20 protein-coding genes are annotated in these 18,403 nt (G+C 70.6%); 10 read left to right on the top strand and 10 right to left on the bottom strand.

The window, feature by feature from the left end; translation table 11 throughout:
• Nucleotides 1–240: 240 nt before the first annotated feature.
• Nucleotides 241–2,400, bottom strand: coding sequence for an InlB B-repeat-containing protein (locus tag J8M50_RS01440; RefSeq protein ID WP_010351665.1), 2,160 nt, complete (start codon nucleotides 2,398–2,400; stop codon nucleotides 241–243).
• A 215-nt stretch (nucleotides 2,401–2,615) separates the two neighbouring features.
• Here J8M50_RS01440 and J8M50_RS01435 point away from each other — a divergent pair, with 215 nt between their 5' ends.
• Nucleotides 2,616–3,356, top strand: a complete 741-nt coding sequence (locus tag J8M50_RS01435; RefSeq protein WP_010351664.1) for a G1 family glutamic endopeptidase — start codon at nucleotides 2,616–2,618, stop codon at nucleotides 3,354–3,356.
• An 80-nt stretch (nucleotides 3,357–3,436) separates the two neighbouring features.
• On the opposite strand, the gene J8M50_RS01430 is transcribed toward J8M50_RS01435, so the two are convergent.
• Entirely contained in the window at nucleotides 3,437–4,201 is a 765-nt protein-coding gene (locus J8M50_RS01430; RefSeq protein WP_010351663.1) for a M23 family metallopeptidase, read from the bottom strand.
• 181 nt (nucleotides 4,202–4,382) lie between these two features.
• Here J8M50_RS01430 and J8M50_RS01425 point away from each other — a divergent pair, with 181 nt between their 5' ends.
• A complete protein-coding gene (locus J8M50_RS01425) occupies nucleotides 4,383–5,015 on the top strand; it encodes an LPXTG cell wall anchor domain-containing protein (protein ID WP_059043902.1) in 633 nt (210 codons plus the stop codon).
• Nucleotides 5,016–5,037: 22 nt separating this feature from the next.
• On the opposite strand, the gene J8M50_RS01420 is transcribed toward J8M50_RS01425, so the two are convergent.
• From J8M50_RS01420 to J8M50_RS01385, 8 genes are all read right to left on the bottom strand, one after another.
• Nucleotides 5,038–6,030 carry a glycoside hydrolase family 26 protein gene (locus J8M50_RS01420; protein WP_100216682.1) on the bottom strand — a complete coding sequence of 331 codons (993 nt, stop codon included), beginning with the start codon at nucleotides 6,028–6,030 and terminating at the stop codon, nucleotides 5,038–5,040.
• A 127-nt stretch (nucleotides 6,031–6,157) separates the two neighbouring features.
• Nucleotides 6,158–6,595, bottom strand: a complete 438-nt coding sequence (locus J8M50_RS01415; RefSeq protein ID WP_010351659.1) for a GNAT family N-acetyltransferase — start codon at nucleotides 6,593–6,595, stop codon at nucleotides 6,158–6,160.
• A gap of 40 nt (nucleotides 6,596–6,635) precedes the next feature.
• Nucleotides 6,636–8,105: a HAMP domain-containing sensor histidine kinase gene (locus J8M50_RS01410; protein WP_010351658.1), complete on the bottom strand. Its 1,470-nt coding sequence runs from the start codon at nucleotides 8,103–8,105 to the stop codon at nucleotides 6,636–6,638.
• Complete coding sequence (locus J8M50_RS01405; RefSeq protein ID WP_010351657.1) at nucleotides 8,102–8,833, bottom strand: response regulator transcription factor; 732 nt, start codon at nucleotides 8,831–8,833, stop codon at nucleotides 8,102–8,104. The genes J8M50_RS01410 and J8M50_RS01405 overlap by 4 nt, the downstream gene beginning before the upstream one ends.
• A gap of 86 nt (nucleotides 8,834–8,919) precedes the next feature.
• Nucleotides 8,920–9,099, bottom strand: coding sequence for a hypothetical protein (locus tag J8M50_RS01400; protein WP_029183561.1), 180 nt, complete (start codon nucleotides 9,097–9,099; stop codon nucleotides 8,920–8,922).
• A gap of 26 nt (nucleotides 9,100–9,125) precedes the next feature.
• Nucleotides 9,126–10,184 (bottom strand): S1C family serine protease, encoded by a 1,059-nt coding sequence (locus J8M50_RS01395; protein ID WP_010351656.1) that lies wholly within the window; start codon nucleotides 10,182–10,184, stop codon nucleotides 9,126–9,128.
• Between the two features lie 179 nt (nucleotides 10,185–10,363).
• Nucleotides 10,364–11,386, bottom strand: coding sequence for a LacI family DNA-binding transcriptional regulator (locus J8M50_RS01390; protein WP_010351655.1), 1,023 nt, complete (start codon nucleotides 11,384–11,386; stop codon nucleotides 10,364–10,366).
• Nucleotides 11,387–11,472: 86 nt separating this feature from the next.
• Nucleotides 11,473–12,240 (bottom strand): response regulator transcription factor, encoded by a 768-nt coding sequence (locus J8M50_RS01385; protein ID WP_010351653.1) that lies wholly within the window; start codon nucleotides 12,238–12,240, stop codon nucleotides 11,473–11,475.
• A 156-nt stretch (nucleotides 12,241–12,396) separates the two neighbouring features.
• Between J8M50_RS01385 and J8M50_RS01380 the strand changes: the two genes are divergently transcribed.
• The 8 genes from J8M50_RS01380 (at nucleotide 12,397) to J8M50_RS01350 (ending at nucleotide 18,380) form a co-directional block, all read left to right on the top strand.
• Nucleotides 12,397–13,266 carry an alpha/beta hydrolase gene (locus J8M50_RS01380; protein WP_086013960.1) on the top strand — a complete coding sequence of 290 codons (870 nt, stop codon included), beginning with the start codon at nucleotides 12,397–12,399 and terminating at the stop codon, nucleotides 13,264–13,266.
• 49 nt (nucleotides 13,267–13,315) lie between these two features.
• Nucleotides 13,316–13,570 (top strand): MoaD/ThiS family protein, encoded by a 255-nt coding sequence (locus J8M50_RS01375; protein WP_010351651.1) that lies wholly within the window; start codon nucleotides 13,316–13,318, stop codon nucleotides 13,568–13,570.
• Between the two features lie 7 nt (nucleotides 13,571–13,577).
• Nucleotides 13,578–14,876: a hypothetical protein gene (locus J8M50_RS01370; protein ID WP_010351649.1), complete on the top strand. Its 1,299-nt coding sequence runs from the start codon at nucleotides 13,578–13,580 to the stop codon at nucleotides 14,874–14,876.
• Between the two features lie 142 nt (nucleotides 14,877–15,018).
• Complete coding sequence (locus tag J8M50_RS01365; protein WP_010351648.1) at nucleotides 15,019–15,756, top strand: LmeA family phospholipid-binding protein; 738 nt, start codon at nucleotides 15,019–15,021, stop codon at nucleotides 15,754–15,756.
• A gap of 203 nt (nucleotides 15,757–15,959) precedes the next feature.
• Nucleotides 15,960–16,067 carry a putative leader peptide gene (locus J8M50_RS49980; RefSeq protein ID WP_368431106.1) on the top strand — a complete coding sequence of 36 codons (108 nt, stop codon included), beginning with the start codon at nucleotides 15,960–15,962 and terminating at the stop codon, nucleotides 16,065–16,067.
• A gap of 118 nt (nucleotides 16,068–16,185) precedes the next feature.
• Nucleotides 16,186–17,025 (top strand): sulfurtransferase, encoded by an 840-nt coding sequence (locus J8M50_RS01360; protein ID WP_010351647.1) that lies wholly within the window; start codon nucleotides 16,186–16,188, stop codon nucleotides 17,023–17,025.
• Nucleotides 17,026–17,062: 37 nt separating this feature from the next.
• Nucleotides 17,063–17,350, top strand: a complete 288-nt coding sequence (locus J8M50_RS01355) for a DUF1416 domain-containing protein (RefSeq protein ID WP_010351646.1) — start codon at nucleotides 17,063–17,065, stop codon at nucleotides 17,348–17,350.
• A 190-nt stretch (nucleotides 17,351–17,540) separates the two neighbouring features.
• Nucleotides 17,541–18,380 (top strand): hypothetical protein, encoded by an 840-nt coding sequence (locus J8M50_RS01350; RefSeq protein WP_010351645.1) that lies wholly within the window; start codon nucleotides 17,541–17,543, stop codon nucleotides 18,378–18,380.
• The last annotated feature ends 23 nt before the right edge of the window (nucleotides 18,381–18,403 follow it).

Here is an 18,403-nt window from a genome sequence, read left to right as displayed (position 1 = left end):
CGCGCCGGACTGCGCCCGCCCCCTCCGGTACGGGAGCCTGGTCGTGCCGCCCAGGGGAACGGGAGGTGCCGGGGCCGACAGGCTGGACCCCCACGGCCACTGTCATGGCATGGCCCCCGGCACCCACCTCCCCTCGGCGGCGACAAGCGGGGCTGCCCCTGGTCGGCGGGGCAGCCCCACCCCGGCGCCGCCCGGCGGGAGCACACCGGCCTCCCGCTCGGCGGCGCCGGGGCAACTCGGCTACTTCTTGCGGAACTTGGCCGTCAGGGTGTGGTTGCGGCCGTCCGTGAAGCTGACGATCGCCTCGCCGCCGGGGCTGCCCGCGTACGGCTTCCCGTCGAGCAACCACCCTGCGAGGACATGGCCCTTGGCGGGCTTCGCCGTCACGATCGCGGTGTCTCCGGCGGCGTACCCGCCGGTGCGGGACGCCGTGAGCGTGCCGTGGCCGTGCGGGCAGAGTTCCAGGACGTACGTCTGCCGGGCGAAGACCGCCTCCAGTCCCTGGTCCGTCTCGCCGACCTGGACGCCGACGCGCGACATGTCACCCGCGTACGAGCCGCTGCTCAGCTTCCACCCGGCGAAGCTCCAGCCGGCCGCCGGGACCGCCTCGTACAGCAACTCGGTGCCCACGATGGGGTCTTCGGCGGCGAGGGACTTCTTCGTCGTCTTCGCCTTGACCGTCCCGCTGCCGGACGACTTCGTCGTCACCTTCGCGGTGGGCGTCGCGCCCTTCTTGAACACGGCTTGCAGCGTACGGTCGTTGGCGGTCGTGATCGCGAACCGGGTTGCCTTGGACGTCTGTTGCTTGCCGTCGAGCATCCAGTGGTCGAACACGTACCCCTTGGCGGGGGTCGCGGTGAAGTAGATGGTCGCGTTGTGCGCGTACGGGCCCGGTGTCTCGGGGGTGACCGTGCCGGAGGCGGCGGGGGAGACGGACGTCGTGACGCCGCACAGCGAGTCGTCCGTGACGGCCTTGCGGTACGCCGCGACCGCCTTGCCGCTGGTGCCGAGGACGGCCGCCGAGTCCGCCGAGTCGGTCTGCGTCAACGGCTTGCCGAGCGCCAACCCCCGGTAGTTCTGGCGGGCGTTGGAGAACCGGTTGACCCGCCCGCAGGTGCCCTTCGTCGCCGTGCGGCAGCTCGATTCGTACGCCATCAGCGTCGAGAACTCGCCCTTCGAGGGGAAGTAGCCGCTCGCCCCGTTGTCCGGCTGGGTCGGGTCGGTCGTCCAGTCGTGGTTGGAGCCGAGGTTGTGGCCGATCTCGTGGCCGAAGGAGTAACTCGCGATCGCGGACTGCGCGACGACCGTGTACGTCCACTCCGACCAAGACGGCCCCGGCGGCGCGGGGATGTACCCGATGCCGCCCGCCGCCTTGCCCCCGGCGATGACGCTGACCTGGTCCGCACCGTACTTGTCGCGCAGCGCGGGCAGCGTGTCGGCGACCCCGTCGACCTTCTTCGCGAACGCGGCCAGCGAGGCGCTGGAGACCGTGTCGTACGCCGCCGTCACGTCGACCGGCGTCGTGAACACCAGCCGCAGCCGGACCTTGATGCCGCTCGCCGCGAACGCCTCGTTGGCCAGCGAGACCCCCTTCACGACCTGCGCGCGGATCTGGGCCTCGCCGCCCGCCTCGGCCTTGGCCTTCGGGGTGTAGGCGACCAGCGTGTCCACGGTCGCGATGCCCGCGCCGCCCTTGCAGTTCGCCTTGGGCGCCTTGCGGGCCCGAACTCCCGGCCCTGGCGCGGGGTTTGCGACGCGGGGCGGGACGGCGTGGGTCTCGTGTTCGTCGACCAGGGGCGTCGTCTCGGAGATCAGCACCTTCCCGGGGCCGGTCGTGCTGATGTCGAACAGGGCGCCGCCCAGGGCGAATTGGGCGCCCAGGTACTCGTTGCCCGGCTTGGCGTCGCAGCCGCCGGCCAGGGTGACGAGGACCGTCTGGTCGGTTGTGCCGGGGACCTCGCCGTGCCAGACGAGGTTCCCGTCGATCGTCTCGCGGCCGGTCTCCACGGCCTTCACGAGGACGTCGTCGAAGAGCGGGAAGCGGACCTCGCGGCCCGGCTGCGGCGGCTCGCAGATCGGCGCGAGGCCGCTGTCGCGGACGGTGCCGGTGCGCTGGCGCACGGCGGTGCCGGGGGTGGAGGTGGCGTCGGGGGTACGACGGGTACGGGGCTCACCGGAGGTACTACGGGTCTCGGGGGTGAAGACGTCCGCCGGGTCGGAGGCCGCCCCAGCCGCCGTAGCTCCGAAGACGGAGGAGACCTGAGAGGTACGCCCTTGGGCGGAGGCCGGCGTGAGGCCCGCCCCGCCGAGGGCCACGGCGCCCAGAGCCGCGCAGGCCGCCCAGCGGCGGGCCCGTACCCCGGAGGTACCGGGTCTGAGTCGGATCTGACGGATGGTCATGCACTGCCTTCCTGGTTGTCCCCCGGCCGCTGTCCCGCTCCCTCCCCCGGAGGTGTGACCGGTCCTGCGGGCGCCCTGCGCGCACGGCTCCCCGGAATCACCCGTGAGTGATCGTCGTATTCACCCGTCAGGCCGGGGGAAATCGCGCACCCGTGCGGCTCAGCCTCCGGAGTGGCGGAGCGGGTGCGCGGGGGAGCGGACTCGAACATCGCCGTATGCGTACAAAACGACGGCTCGCCGTCCTCGGGTCGCTCTCCTGCTCGGCCCTGATGATGACGGGCCCCGCCTTCGCCGAGGCCGCCGCCTGCACCGCGCCCCAGGGCAACTGGACCGGCTTCCAGCTGGACGGCGCCCACACCAGCGTCAGCGCGCAGTGGAAGGTCCCGACCGCCGACTGCACGACCGCGACCGGCAACCCCAACGGCCTCACCGACGAGTGGGTCGGCTTCGGCAGCGGCGACAGCTGGAAGGACCCGCTCAACCAGATCGGCACCAGCGTGGAGTGCACCGCCGGAAAGGCGTCGTACTACGCCTGGTGGGAGCAGTTCCCGGCGAGCTACGTCTACGCCAAGCGCGCGGTCGGCCCCGGCGACGTCGTCCAGGCGAGCATCAAGACGGTCAAGAACTCGCAGGACTATGAGATGACCATCAAGAACGTCACCCGCGACTGGTGGCAGACGGTCCACGTCACCGGCCCGCCCACCGGCACGCAGGTCGAGGTCGTCACCGAGATTCACGACTGGGGCGCGGCCGTCACCAACGGCGTCCGCTACGACAACGTCCTCGTCGACGGGAAGCCGTTCACGAACTTCTCCAAGGCGTACTACCTGTACTCCGCCCAGTTCGGCGGCGTCTGCGTCGACACGACGACCAGCGGTACGAGCACGCTGCTGACGCCGACGAAGAAGACCCAGATGCGAGCGGTGGCCCGGGACGCGGTGATCCACCCGGGCTGACCCCCTACCGGAGAGGTACCCGGGTAGACCCCGGGGAGTACGCCCCGCGCCGTCCTCGCGCGGGGCGTCCCTCCGGAGAGCTACCGCACTACCCGTACCGACTTCCGCTTCAGCCACGGCAGCGGCGGCACCGCCGACCCCAGGTACGGGGTGATCCGCACCTCGAAGTGCAGATGCGGTCCGGTCACGTTGCCGGACGCCCCCGACAGCCCGATGCGCTGCCCGGCGGCCACCCGCTGCCCCTTGCGGACGTCGATGCGCGAGAGGTGGGCGTACTGCGTGAAGTAGCCGTCCCGGTGGCGGACCAGGATCTGGTTGCCGAAGCCGTCGCCGCAGGTGGTGACGCGGACCTCGCCCGCGCCGACCGCGTACACGGGCGTACCGGTGCCCACCGCGAAGTCCTGCCCGGTGTGCCGGTGCTGCCAGCGGCTGCCCTGCGCGGCGTACCCGGCGGAGAGCCAGTAGCCACGGGCCGGCGCCGTCCACCGGGAGACCGCGCGCGGTGCGGCCGTCGCCCGGCCCCGGGGGCAACTCGCGCCCTTCCCCGAGGGGTTGACCGCGACCGGGTCGCCGAGGGCGCGCTCGTGCGCCCGCAGCATGTCCCACAACCGGTTGCGGAGCGTCGTACGACGGCGCTCGGCGGCCCGGATCCGCTTCGGCGCCGCGTCCGCCCGGCGCAGCGAGCCGACCTGGGCGCGCGCCCGTTCGTGCTCCTGGACGAGGCGTGCGGCGCGGTCGCGGAAGGGCTCGCCGGCTCCGGCAGGCGCGGCGGTGAGGGCGACCAGCAGGACCGCTCCGATCGCGGCGCCGAGGCGGTGGGTGCGCGTGCGCTGTTTTCGTAGCATTGTCGGATCATCTAGGCCGGATGGAGTCCCTGAGAGGTACGACAGACGGGTTGCCCGGCCGTTCCCCCGGATGGCGTCATACCCGTGACCCAAGCGGGCGTGATCATCGGAATGTCGGGCCCGGCCGACGTACGGCCCGTGCTGGCATGACCCCGTGCCCGTACGGAAAGGACCCCCCACCGTGACCTCTGGTCTGCGCCTGTCCCGGATCGCCCTCGTCCCGGCCGCCGTCTGCCTCGCCCTGCTCCAGCCGGTCACCGCGGCGGTCGCCGACGGCCCCGACAAGGAGGGCGGGAAGAAGGCGGCGCCCCCGATGTCCATCGAGATCTCGGACGGCGTGGACAAGGCGGCCAGCGGCGACAAGCTCGCCTACCGGATCATCGTCCACAACCAGGGCGGCGAGGCCCTCGGCAACCTCCGTATCGAGCAGCGCGCCCCCGAGACCGCGGGCCGACCCGAGGCCTCCGAGGGCGGCCAGGTAGGCAGGAGCGGCGTCATCACCTGGACCGCCGACGTCAAGGCCGGGACGAAGGCCGAGTTCACCTCCCGCATCGAACTCGGCAGGACGGACCAGAAGGCCCTGCGCGCGGCCAGCACCGCCTGCGCCTTCCTCGACGGCGCGAAGGCCCCCACGGTCTGCGCCAGCGACCTCGACACCCTCCCCGGCGGCGCGGCCGGCCCCGAGGGCACCACCGCCGGGAAGAAGACCGGCGGCATCGGCACGACACAACTCGCCCTCGGCGGCGCGGCGGTGGCGGGCATCGCGGCGCTGTCCTTCGTGGCGGTACGGCGGCGGCGCGCCAACGCGAGCTGACGTCGGGCGATATGACGAACCATCACTTCTTGCCCATCAGCGCCCGGTACGCAGCCGACGACTTGGGGTTCGACCGGCACCGCCACACCCCGTGCGGACAGTAGTCGCTGATCGTCTGGTACAGCGGCTTCTGCCGGGCCATCCACGTCAACATGCCCCGTACGTAAGCCGAGTTGTCGCCGTTCTCGTACAGCCCCCACTCCGGGAACGCGATCGGCTTGCGGTGCGCGCGGGCGAAGCGGACGTGTTCCCTGAGCCCGTACGGCTCGTCGAGCTGAGCCGTGAACGACATGCCGCGCGGCGAGTCGTAGGCGTCCATGCCGATGACGTCCACGTGTCGGTCGCCGGGGTAGCAGCGGGTCCAAGGGATCGCGTCCCGGCCCCTGTTGGGTGTGAACTCGAACCGGAACCGCTGCCCGGGCACCGACCGCATCGCGTCCACGATCCGCACCCAGTACTTCTTCCACGACGCCGGGTCCGGGCCGCAACGGTGCGTGTACGTAGTGCCGTTCATCTCCCAGCCGAGCACGAGCACCGTGTCGCGCAGGCCGAGGGAGACCAGCCGGCGGGCCAGCGCGTGGAAGTGCGCGTCGTACAACCCCTGTGCCCCGCTGCGGAGTTCGGCGCGGACCGTCGCGTCGGGGAGGTGGGCCTCGTTGCGTTCCAGGAGCGGCACGTTGAGGACGAACAGGCGGTCCTCACGGGCCGCCCGCCACGTCGCCCAGTGCGCCAAGTACCCGGGCGCGCCTTCGATGTTGCTCCAGCGGTCGCCCGGCAGATAGGCGTGGCCGACGGTCGGGGTCGAGCGGCCCAGCCACGTGCCGAGTCCGGCGATGCGGGCGATGCCGTCGCTGCCGTAGCCGACGTACGCGCCGAACTTCACCGAGCGCGGGGACGGCGGACCCGACAGCGCCGGGCGCGCGTCCGCGTCGTACGGCGGCGGCACGCAGGACTGGCCCGCGAACAGCAGCAGGGCCAGCAGAGGGAGGAAGAGGACACGCACACGAGACGACACAGCGTGCCATCATCGCCGCGCACACCCCCGCGCGCGCCCCAACTCGCCCTCGGACCACTCGTACCGGGGATTTTCTGTCGTACGTTTCTCCGTTTTCCTACGGCGTTCCGCAGCCCTCCGCGGCTGCTTACGACGCCGGCGCGCGCGTCAGGTACACGTCCACGGCGTCCTCGTGGTCCAGGACGAATCCGTGCCGTTCGTAGAGGCGGCGGGCGGGGCTGCCCTGGAGGACGTTGAGGTGGACCGTGCGCGTCGTGCGGGCCAGGGTCTCGCGCAGGACGCCGCCGCCGATGCCCCTGCCGTGCAGGTCGGGGGCCAGGTAGAAGTGCTCCAGCCAGTCGCCCTCGGGCGCCCGGCGCAGGGCCACGCAGCCGACCGTGACGCCGTCCACCTCGATGATCCGGGTGTGACCCGGGTCGTACGCGTCCCGCAGTCGCTGGCGTACCCGGTGCTTGTCGTACCGGCCCAGGCGCTCCAGGTCCGGGCGCATCGCCTCCGCCCTGATGTCGAGCAGGGGTTCGAGGTCGGCGGGGGTCGCCGGGCGGGTGGTCCACTTTTCGGTCATGGCGAAAATCGTACGAGGTGGCTCTTGTGGGGGAGGGGTATTACTGGGGCGCTGACGTGGGTGTTTCCGGGGTTTCCGGCGGGGGGACCGGGGCGCCTGGGAGGGTCAGCCTCGCCATCGTGCCGCCGCCGTGGGCGCGGGTCAGGGTGACCTCGCCGCCCGCCTGCTGGACCGTGCGGGCCACGATCGACAGGCCCAGTCCTGAGCCCGGGAGTGCGCGGGCCGACGGGGAGCGCCAGAAGCGGTCGAAGACGTGCGGGAGTTCGTCCTCCGCGATGCCGGGGCCGTGGTCCCGTACGGTCAACGTGCCGTTCGTCAGGGCGACTTCGACCGTCCCGCCCTCGGGGCTGAACTTCACCGCGTTGTCGAGGATGTTGACCACCGCGCGCTCCAGCGCCGCCGGTTCCGCTCTCGTGTACCAGGGTTCCAGGGTCGCCGTGATCGTCAGCTCCGGGCCCCTCAGGCGGGCTCGGCGCAGGGCGTGTTCCACGGTGTCCTCCAGCGCGACCACCTGGACGCGCTCTCCTCTTTGTCCTTCCGATCTCGACAGTTCCTGCAAGTCGCCGATCAGCGAGGCCAGTTCGGTCATCTGTGCCTTCACGGACGCGAGCAGTGCCTTGCGGTCCGCCTCCGGGATGGGGCGGCCCGTCTCCTCGCTGCGGGTGAGGAGTTCGATGTTCGTGCGGAGGGAGGTGAGGGGGGTGCGCAGCTCGTGACCGGCGTCGGCGATCAACTGCTGTTGCAGCTCACGGGAGTTGGCGAGGGAGGCGGTCATCGAGTTGAACGACCGTGACAGCCGGGCGACTTCGTCCTCGGCGTCCTCCTCGACGGGGATGCGGATGTTCAAGTCCTCGGTACGGGCTACGTGTTCGACGGCTTCGGTGAGCTTGTCGACGGGCCGCAGACCGGCACGGGCGACGAAGAGGCCGGCGGCACCGGCGCCGAGGACTCCCAGGCCGGAGACGAGGAGCAGGATCAACGCGAGTTCGTTGAGGGTGGACTTGGTGTTGTCGAGGGGGAGCGCGACGAGGAAGGCAGCGGGGGACGACTCCTGGGTGTAGGCGTTCGTCACCGTCAGGTGGATGGTGAGGATGCGGACCTCGGTGCCGTCGCTGGCGGTGCCGTTGCGGTAGGTGCCGTTGCCGTCGGCGAGGTTCTTGATGACGTTCATGTCGGCCGAGGTCACCTTGATCAGCCCCTGGGAGCCGATGATGACGCACGAGGTGCCGTCGGCGGTGATCGCCTGGGAGAAGGTGCCCCGGATGCCGGGGTAGGTCTGCGCGGTCTGGGAGCAGCTGCTCAGCGCGTTCTCGATGGCACCCTTCTGCGGTCCGCTGATGCGGGCCGACCGGGAGAGGTCGTTGTCGACCTGGTCGTACAGTTTCCCCTGCACAAGGAACCAGCACGTCACCGAAACCGCCGCCACCGCGAACGCCACCGCCGCCGCGACCAGCATCGACAGCCTGGCCCGGATCGGCAGCGTCCGGAACCAGTGGGCGACCTTGCTCATTCCGCCCCGCCCTGGCGCAGGACGTACCCCACCCCACGCACCGTGTGCACGAGGCGAGGCTCGCCCCCCGCCTCGGTCTTCCGGCGCAAGTACATGACGTACACATCAAGGGAGTTGGACGACGGCTCGAAGTCGAACCCCCACACCGCCTTGAGGATCTGCTCGCGCGTGAGCACCTGGCGCGGATGCGCCATGAACATCTCCAGCAGCGTGAACTCCGTACGGGTCAGCTCGACTTGGCGACCGGCACGGGTGACCTCCCGGGTCGCGAGGTCCATCCGGAGGTCCGCGAACGAGAGCGCCTCGTCCTCCTCGACCGGCCCGGAGGCCGCCACGTAGGAGCTGCGGCGCAGCAACGCCCGTACCCGCGCGAAGAGTTCGTCGAGTTCGAACGGCTTGACGAGGTAGTCGTCCGCGCCCGCGTCGAGTCCCGTGACCCGGTCACCGACCGTGTCGCGCGCGGTCAGCATGAGGATCGGCGTCGTGTCCCCCGCGCCACGGATGCGCCGCGCCGCGGTGAGCCCGTCCATGCGGGGCATCTGGATGTCGAGGACGACGAGGTCGGGACGGTAGGCCGACGCCTTCTCCAGCGCGTCGGCGCCGTCCACGGCGACCTCGGTGTCGTACCCCTCGAAGGCCAGGCTGCGCTGGAGCGCTTCACGCACGGCCGGCTCGTCGTCGACGATCAGGATGCGCTGGATGTCACGGTCGCCTTCGGCGGGGCTCATGGGCTCGGTTTCCTCGGGTGCGGTGGGGGTGCGGCAAGGGCTATCAGCCTCGCATGTTTCCCCGGGAGCGCGGGTCTGTGACGGCCTCAGGCCGCGGCGCGACGCCGGTTGCGCAGGGCCCGGCGTGCGGCGGTCGTGCTGAGCAGGGCGACCTCGGGAGCGCGGCCCGCGCGGGCCGGCTCGTGGAGGGCGGCGGCGATCGAGAGGGCGAGGGCTGTGTCGGCGGCGCCGGCATCGGTGGTGGTGTGGGTGACCTGCTGAATCATGTCGTAACCCCTTACTGAGAGTTTCTCTAGCTGTCCGACCCGCCCGCCCGCAGCGTCGCCAGGTCCGTCTTCACCGTGTTGATCGGGATCGCGAACCCGAGGCCGACGCTGCCCGCGTCCGAGGAGCTGGACGAACTGGCCGAGTACATCGCGGAGTTGATGCCGATGATGTTGCCGTTCATGTCGATGAGCGCGCCGCCGGAGTTGCCGGGGTTGAGGGAGGCGTCCGTCTGAAGTGCCTTGTACGTAGTGGTCGACGATCCGGTGTCGCCGTTGAACTGCTGCCCGCCGAACTCGAACGGCCAGCCCCCGCCCTGCTGTTGCTGTTGCTGCTGGCCCTGGCTCTCGTCGGTGGAGACGGTGACGTCACGGTTCAGCGCGGAGACGATCCCGCTGGTGACCGTGCCGGTGAGCCCCTCGGGGGAGCCGATCGCGATGACCGAGTCACCGACGTCGACGGCGGAGGAGTCGCCGAGGGACGCGGGCTTGAGGCCGGACGCGCCCTCCAGCTTGATCAGCGCGAGGTCCTTCTTGCTGTCGGTGCCGACGACCTTCGCGGTGTACGTCTTGCCGTCGCTCGTGGAGACCTTGATCTGGGTCGCGCCGGCGATGACGTGGTTGTTGGTGAGGATCTCGCCGTCGCTCGTGACGATGACGCCGGAACCGGTCGAACTCCCGTTGTTCAGCGCCGCCTTGATCTCGACGATGCTCGGGCTGACGGCCGCCGCGATCGCCGAGATGTCACCCTTCTTGCTCGACGGCACGACGCTGGTCGTGGTGGCCGCGACCGTCTCGTCCTTGTGGGTGAGTTCCTGTATGCCGTAGGCGGTACCGCCGCCGATCGCCGCCGCGACGATCGCGACCGCCGCGAGGAGGGCGAGCGGGCCGCGGGTACGGCGCTTCTTCTGCGCGTGGACGGCGGTGGTCTGGCCGGGAGCTTCCGCCTGCGCGGCGTACCCCGGCTGATGCGGCGGCGGGGGCGGCCACTCCGGGTTCACCGGCGAAGGGTTCACGGGGGCGGAGCTGTACTGGTACGGGTTCTGCTGGTTCTCGTACTCGCCGTCGCGGCGGAAGCTCTCGGTCATGGAAAGAAGCTTCGTCCCCGACCATGAGAGCCACCTGAGTGCCCGCTGAGAACGACCCGAGAAGGTCGTTCGCCCTGCGTAAAGGCGTACGAGGGCGAATTGCCCGGCCTCTCAGGGAACTCTCAGAAACCGCCCCGGGCCTGAGAGAACGCCCGTCATACCTAAGAGGTAGGTACCTACTACGGGCACCCGCACGACCGCCGAACCACCAGCCGCGACTCGAACACCTTCACCCGCTCCCGCCGCGACCCCGCCACCCGCAGCCCGTCGTCCAGCACGAGGTCCACGGCCATCCGCGCCATCCCCGGCCGGTCGGAGGCGACCGTCGTCATCGGCGGGTCCGCCAGCGCCGCCTCCTTGATGTCGTCGAAGCCGATGACCGCCAGCTCACCGGGTACGTCGATCCGCAGCTCGCGCGCGGCCCGCAGGACGCCGATCGCCTGGTCGTCGGTGGAGCAGAAGACGGCCGGGGGACGCTGGGGCCCGGCGAGGATGCCGAGGGCGACGCGATACGCGTCGTACCGGTTGTAGGGCGCCTCGAAGAGCCGCCCCTCGGTGGAGAGGCCGGCCTCGGCCATGGCCTGGCGCCAGCCCTCCACGTGGTCGGAGACCGGGTCGCCTACCGCTGGGGTATCAGCCGTACCCCCGATACACGCGACGTACGGGTACCCATGGCTCAGAAGGTGGGTCACGGCGGCCCGCGCACCCGTGAGGTCGTCGAGTACCACGGCGACGTCGTCGATGGCCTCGGGCCGCTCATGCAGGAGTACGACGCGTGCGTCCCACGCCTCGATCTCGGCGGCGGCGAGGTCGTTGAGGGCGTGCGAGACGAGGATGAGACCGGAGACCCGCATCCCGAGGAAGGCCCGCAGGTAGTGGACCTCGCGCTCGGCGACGTAGTCCGAATTGCCTACGAGGACCATCTTCCCGCGCTCGGACGCGGCCTGTTCCACCGCGTGCGCCATCTCCGCGAAGAACGGCTGGCGCGCGTCCGGGACGATCAGGCCTATGAGGTCGGTGCGGCGGGACGCCATCGCCTGCGCGACGCGGTCGGGCCGGTACCCCAGTTCCTTGATCGCGGCGAGGACACGCTCGCGCGTGGCCGGGGCGACCGGCCGGGGTCCGTTGTTGATGACGTAGCTCACCACGGCGGTGGAGGTCCCCGCCAAACGTGCTACGTCGTCCCTCGTCACCTTGGCCACGGCGCGGAGTCTACGCGGATCAACCCCTCCCGGGCAGGGCGTGGCAGAGGTGACCGCACAGTAACCGCGCCCCGTCCGAGCAGGGCCTATACCTCGGCGGACGCCGGGACGGCCGACTCGTCCGTCTCCTCCGCCTTTGCCGGGGTCGGCTCGGCCTTCGGGGCCTCGGCGACGCGCTCCGCCTTCTCGGGCGTAACGAATCGATAACCCACGTTCCGGACGGTCCCGATCAGCGACTCGTGCTCCGGGCCGAGCTTCGCGCGCAGGCGTCGTACGTGGACGTCAACCGTGCGCGTACCCCCGAAGTAGTCGTACCCCCATACCTCCTGGAGCAGCTGCGCGCGCGTGAAGACGCGGCCCGGGTGCTGGGCGAGGTACTTGAGGAGCTCGAACTCCTTGAAGGTGAGGTCGAGGACGCGGCCCTTGAGCTTCGCGCTGTACGTCGCCTCGTCGACCGACAGATCGCCGTTGCGGATCTCCATCGGGGAGTCGTCGTTGACGATCTGCTGGCGGCCCATTGCGAGCCGCAGGCGCGCCTCGACCTCCGCCGGGCCCGCCGTGTCGAGCAGGACGTCGTCGATGCCCCAGTCGGCGGTGACGGCGGCGAGGCCGCCCTCGGTGACGACCAGGACGAGCGGACAGCCGGGGCCGGTCGAGCGCAGCAGCTGGCAGAGGCTGCGGACCTGGGGGAGGTCGCGGCGGCCGTCGACGAGGATGACGTCGGCGCCTGGGGTGTCGACGAGGGCGGGGCCCTCGGCCGGCGCCACTCGCACGTTGTGCAGGAGCAGGCCGAGAGCGGGGAGCACCTCCGTCGACGGCTGGAGGGCATTGGTCAGGAGCAGCAGAGAACTCATACGTCCGGTTCCTCCTCGGTCCCTGCGAGGACATGTGCGGCGCGGTGGATGCGCTGTACACCTGCGGTTTCCCGCTTCGTATACAACCCTTCCGAAAGCACAAAAGGACCCGGGGGCTTCGCTGCCCGAGTCCTCATGCCCAGCAGAATAGCCGACATGAGCGACAGTCCGGCAGGTCATGTGGCACGTTCCACCGTACGTCCGAATGGCGAGACGGCCAGACGCGTACCTATACGGACGTTTCTGCCTACCGCTGATGGAGTGGTGATCGATTCCGTATACGATCCTCCGCTCGCTGTATACGAAACGAGCGCCCTTGAGGGCGAAGAAAACGACACTTTCGATCAACCTCGTGATCACCTCGTGTTCGTGATCGCTCACGGGTTCACGGGGGCGGCGGACCGTCCGCACGTGCGGCGGGTGGTGACGGCGTTGCGACGATACGGTGCCGTCGTCACGTTCTCCTTCCGGGGCCACGGCGCCTCCGGCGGGCGGTCCACCGTCGGGGACCGCGAGGTGCTCGATCTGGCCGCCGCCGTCGACTGGGCGCACGGCCTCGGGCACGCGCGCGTGGTGACCGTCGGGTTCTCCATGGGCGGCTCCGTCGTCATACGGCACGCCGCGCTGCACCCCGGGGACGCGGACGCCGTCGTCTCCGTCAGCGCGCCCGCGCGGTGGTACTACCGGGGCACCGCGCCCATGCGGCGGCTGCACTGGCTCGTGACGCGCCCCTCGGGACGCCTCGTCGGCCGCTACGGCTTCGGCACGCGCATCCACCACCAGGAGTGGAACCCCGTCCCGCTGTCGCCCGTCGAGGCCGCCGCGCAGCTCGCGCCGACGCCGCTGCTCGTCGTCCACGGCGACGCGGACGGGTACTTCCCCCTCGACCACCCCCGCAGCCTCGCCGAGGCCGCCCCGGGGCACGCGGAACTCTGGCTGGAACCCGGCATGGGGCACGCCGAGCACGCCGCGAGCGAGGCGCTGCTCGCGCGCATCGCGCACTGGGGTGTCAGTCGGGCGGGCTAGCCTTTGACGTCCGGATGCCGATCGCTCACCGCATGTTTCAGAGGAACGGATGCCAAAGGTCACCGTGCGCTACTGGGCCGCCGCGAAGGCTGCCGCCGACGTCGCCGAGGAGGCGTACGACGCGGCGACCCTCGCCGACGCCCTCGCGGGCGTGCGCGAGCGACACCCCGGGGAACTCGTACGTGTCCTGGCTCGATGCTCCTTCCTCGTCGACGGTGACCCCGTCGGCACGCGCGCGCATGAGACGGTACGGCTGGCCGAGGGCGCCACGGTCGAGGTGCTCCCGCCGTTCGCAGGAGGATGAGTCACCGATGACCGACCAGCAGGGTCCCTACGACCCGTACGCGACGCAGTGGCCGCAGCAGGGCGCCCCGGAGCACGACCCCATGGACAACACCCAGCAGTGGCAGGGCGAGACCTGGGAGACCACGGTCCAGCCGTCCGTGCCCCCGCAGACGGGTTCCCAGCCGTACGGCGCCTACGCGCCCGAGGCCGCGCCGTCCCCGTACGGCTGGCAGCAACCGGCACAGGGCGCGCCCGCGCAGGGCGGCGGTCCGTACGCCGCCGACGCGTCCACCGGGGCCGGTCCGTACGCGCCCGCAGGGCACCCCGACGCGTCCTCCGGAGGGTTCGCGGCGCAGGGGCCGTACGCGCAGGCCGGGCCGTACGTGCCTGCCGGGACCGCCGGACAGGGCGTCGCGCCCGCCGACCGGTTCACGCCCGCCGAGCAGGGTGCGCCCTCCTTCGGTGCGCCGGTGGGGCAGTTCGCGGGTGAGGCCGTTGCGCCGTCCGCGCCCGCGCCCGAGCAGTCCGGCCCCGGCTACGGCCCCGCCACCCTCGCCGGCAACGCGCGCGTCACCGACGCGCAGCGGGCCCGCCTGGAGGGCCGTTCGCCGGTCATCGAGCCCGGCATGCAGCCCGCCGCGCTGACGGCCCTCCTGGGCCTCCTGCTGGCCGGTACGGCGCCTCTCGGGGTGTACGGGCTCCTGGTCCCCCTCGTCGCGCTCCAGGGCGTCACAGCGGCGGGCTGGTTCCGTCTGAACGGCATGTGGCCCGCCCGGCAGGGCATCGCGCTGGCGTTCCTGGGCGCGCTGGTCGCCGACGCGGTCCTGCTGGCCGCCGGCAAGGAGCACGCCCCCGCCGCGATCCTCGGCACCCTCGGTGTCTGGGTCCTGCTCTGCCTGATCCTCCAGCTCCGCTCCCACGCGGACCCCGACGAGCGCATGTACGGCCTGATGGCCACCGTCGCGAGCAGCGCGCTGGCGATCGTCGCGACGGGCTACCTGGGCGCGGACTCGGACGCGACGTCGGTGGGCGCCGCAGCGGTCGCCGTCGCGATCCTCGCGCGCGCGTTGCCGCTCCCGACCCCGGCGTCGGTCGTCGTCTCCCTCCTGGCAGCGGCCGGCGCGGGCATCGCGGTCGGCGGCATGACGGACGTGGGCACGGCGGGCGCCCTGGTGGGCGCGGGTGCGGCGGCCTGCGCGCTGATCGGCCACCGGGTCGCGAGCTACGACTACCCGTCGCGGTTCGTGCACTTCACGGCGGGCGTGGCCCTCCCGCTCGCGCTGGCGGCACCGGCGGTGTACGTCCTGGGCCGGGCGCTGGGATAGCCGTACGCGCGCGGGGGCTGCTCACTGTCACAGCCCCTCGACAGTTTCCGGAACCCCCTTGCCCTGAGGGTTACCGTGGGTGGCCGTAAGGACCAGGGGTCTCATGCGCCCCCGGTCGGCACTCACTGGGGGAACCACAGCAATGCGCGGCCTTCGCATACTTCTGATCGTTGTCGTCGTCCTGGGCGGGCTGTTCGTGCTCGCCGACCGGCTGGCGGTGAACTTCGCCGAGGGCGAGGCCGCCGACAAGCTGAAGACGACCGAGGGGCTCGCGGCGACGCCGGACGTGTCCATCAAGGGCTTCCCGTTCCTCACGCAGGCGCTCGGCGGGCAGCTCGACGACGTCGAGGTCGGCATCAAGCAGTACGACGCGGCGACGGGCACGAGCAGCGGCAGCATCCGCATCGACGACCTCAAGGCCAGCATGAAGGGCGTCGACTTCGACTCCAGCTTCAGCTCGGCGACGGCGGCGTCCGCGACGGGCACCGCGAGCATCTCGTACGCGGAGCTGCTGAAGGCCGCGAAGTCGGAGCCGACGCGGGTCATGGAGGGCGTGGAGGCCGAGGTCGTGGGCCTGTCGGACGGCGGCAACGGCAAGATCAAGGTCGCCGTCGAGGCGACGGTGCTCGGCACGAAGCTGCCCCAGCCGGTGTACGTCCTCAGCTCGGTGACCGTCGACGGTGACACCGTCCGCGTGCACGCCGACGACCTGCCCAGCTTCGGCGGTGTGGACGCCCCCGAGAACGAGGCCCGCAAGATCACCGACTTCGAGCAGAAGATCGAGAACCTGCCGGGCGGCATCCAGCTCGACAAGGTGACCCCGGCGCAGAGCGGCGTGGAGATCACGGTGAAGGGTTCGAACGTACGACTCGCGGGGTAGGGGGCGTAAGGCTCTACGTCCGAGGGGCGAGACGGGGGTGTCCGAACCATAGATACGGGACCCCCCCGGGTATTAGACGGGTAGTACTCAGGTACCCCCCGGGCGCCACCTGGAGCGTGATCGGTCTCGGTATCCGGACGATCGCGTCTCGCCATACGACACACCGGTGACAGCATGCCCGATCCGTCCCTACGATCGAGTCCATGCAGTGCTATTTGAGCGCCCCCCGGTCGCGGGGTCAGGCGGATCTCACGAAGCGGCGGGCAGTCGACCTGTGCCGCGTCGCCGCCATGCTCTGTATCGCTTCCTGAAACTCGCCGGCCCTTTTTCTGGGCATCGCGCGCCGCCCCCGTCTCTGTAACGGCAACTGGCGCGCCCGCAACCGCACTTCGCACACCCCCGCCGCAACTGCCCCGGAGGAGAACGAGCATGAGCCGCAGCGACGTCCTGGTCGACGCAGACTGGGTCGAGGCCAATCTCGACAACGCCGACATCGCGATCGTCGAGGTCGACGAGGACACGGCCGCGTACGAGAAGAACCACATCCGTAACGCGATCCGGATCGACTGGACGAAGGACCTCCAGGACCCGGTCCGCCGCGACTTCGTCGACCAGGAGGGCTTCGAGAAGCTCCTGTCCGCGAAGGGCATCGCCAACGACACGCTGGTGATCCTGTACGGCGGCAACAACAACTGGTTCGCGTCGTACGCCTATTGGTACTTCAAGCTGTACGGCCACGAGAACGTGAAGCTGCTCGACGGTGGCCGCAAGAAGTGGGAGCTGGACGCGCGCGAGCTGGTCGAGGAGGTCCCCGTCCGGACCGCCACCGACTACAAGGCGAAGCCGCAGAACACGGCGATCCGCGCCTACCGTGACGACGTCGTCGCCGCGATCGGCTCGCAGAACCTGGTCGACGTGCGCTCGCCCGACGAGTTCTCCGGCAAGCTGCTCGCCCCCGCGCACCTGCCGCAGGAGCAGTCGCAGCGTCCGGGCCACGTCCCGTCCGCGCGCAACATCCCGTGGTCGAAGAACGCGAACGACGACGGCACCTTCAAGTCGGACGACGAGCTGAAGGAGCTGTACGCCGAGGAGCAGGTCGACCTCGCGAAGGACACGATCGCGTACTGCCGGATCGGTGAGCGCTCCGCGCTGACCTGGTTCGTCCTGCACGAGCTGCTCGGTGTCGAGAACGTCAAGAACTACGACGGTTCCTGGACCGAGTACGGCAGCCTCGTCGGCGTCCCGATCGAGCTCGGCGCCAACAAGTAGCTCTCAGGTAGTCCCGACCTAGTACTGGAGTAGCAGCATGTGTGGAGCGAAGGCCGGCGGCCCGGACGCCTCGACGATCAAGCCCGGTGAGACCACGATCCAGGGCCAGGTGACGCGTGACGGTGAGCCGGTGACCGGTTACGTCCGTCTCCTGGACTCGACCGGCGAGTTCACGGCGGAGGTCCCCACCTCGGCCACGGGCCAGTTCCGCTTCTACGCGGCCGAAGGCACCTGGACCGTCCGCGCCCTCGTCCCCGGCGCCACGGCCGACCGCACGGTCGTCGCCCAGCAGGGCGGTCTGGCGGAGGTCGCGATCGCGGTCTGAGCGACGTTCGACCCTCAGGGCCGTACCCGTAGTACTCGGGTACGGCCCTTCGTGCTGCTCAGGAGTACGTTCGTACCGGCTGTCACGATTCCGTGACAGGGAGTCGATGATTCCGGGGAACCGCGTGCATAACGTTGTTCTCGCAGGTCACAGGGGCCGCTTGACAACAGAAAACATGCCGGGAGTTCTCATGCGTATCGCGCTTCGCGCAGCCGTCGCCGCCCTCGCCCTCACGGGGGTCGGGGTCGGCACCATCACCACCGCCCATGCCACCACCAAGACCGAAGCGGCCAACTGTGTCGGTACGGCCACCGTCGCGTCGGCGTACGGTGCCGGGTTCAAGGTGAAGCTCGTCAGCAGCGCCGACAACGGTGCGTCGGCGACGCTCGTCGACAACAAGGGCCGCTTCGTGGCCCGCGTCGACCAGAGCAAGTCGGCGAACCTCTCCGTCGGCATCAGGATCAACGGTGTGCTGAGCGCGAAGCCGGTCTTCCAGCAGCGCAGCCAGGGTGGGCCGACGCCGTGGAAGTCGGTCGCGTTCCCGGCGCTGAGCGCGAGCTGCACGCAGAAGGGCAAGCTGGTGCGCACGCAGAAGCTCGACGCCCACCAGCGCGCGCAGATCTTCAAGGTCGCCGACCAGCACTACCAGGCCCGCGTCTTCAAGGACAACAAGCTCGTGTCCTTCGTCGACGCGAACGTCCGCTCCGGCGCGGCGGTCGTCGGCAACCGCACGTTCGTCCTCATCTCCTCCGGGGAGACCCTCACCTGGACCGGCGTCGCCGGGCCGAAGGCCAAGCTGGGGCGGTACAAGCTGGTCAACGGCGTCAAGGTGAAGCTCGTCCACGACAAGAAGAAGGGGTACGGGGCCCAGGGCACCACGGGCCACGGCACCTTCCCTGTCGTCTACGCCCCCGCACGACCCGTAGTACTCCAGGACGACGCCACGATCGTCGTTCTGACCAGTAACGGGACCCTCAGCGGCTACGTCTACGGCCAGAAGCAGAAGGCCCCGGTCTACCTGGGCGCCTGATAGCTCCACGGACCTACCCTTGA

Origin of the sequence: Streptomyces acidiscabies (genome assembly GCF_020010905.1) — a bacterium.
GTDB lineage: Bacteria > Actinomycetota > Actinomycetes > Streptomycetales > Streptomycetaceae > Streptomyces > Streptomyces acidiscabies.
Note: the sequence above shows the minus strand (reverse complement) of the source record. Positions and strands in the feature narration are given on the sequence as shown.